Genomic DNA, 377 nt, shown 5'->3' on the forward strand with positions numbered 1-377 from the left:
CAACCTGCTTGCTGACGGTCGTCAGTCGAAATGCCACTACCCACTCGATGATGCCGGGAGGCCAACACTATGAGTACGCAACAGGCCACCACGCAACAGGCCACCACGCAACAACCGCTGTTGCAGGCTATCGACCTGAAAAAATACTATCCGGTGAAGAAGGGGCTGTTTGCGCCTGAACGCCTGGTGAAAGCGCTGGATGGCGTATCCTTTACCCTTGAACGCGGCAAAACGCTGGCGGTGGTCGGTGAGTCAGGCTGTGGCAAATCGACGCTGGGTCGTTTGCTGACGATGATTGAAGTCCCCACCGGCGGTGAGCTCTATTATCAGGGACAGGACCTGCTCAAGCACGATCCGCAGGCGCAGAAACTGCGCCG

The 377-nt window shown here is 57.8% G+C and carries 1 protein-coding gene; it reads left to right on the top strand.

Features of this window, described 5'->3' with window-relative positions:
• Positions 1–69 precede the first annotated feature (69 nt).
• Positions 70–377 (top strand): ATP-binding cassette domain-containing protein (locus CSV68_RS16910; protein ID WP_143561038.1); only part of this gene is annotated, 308 nt, incomplete at its 3' end.

Origin of the sequence: Sporosarcina sp. P29 (genome assembly GCF_002743265.1) — a bacterium.
Taxonomy (GTDB): domain Bacteria; phylum Bacillota; class Bacilli; order Bacillales_A; family Planococcaceae; genus Sporosarcina.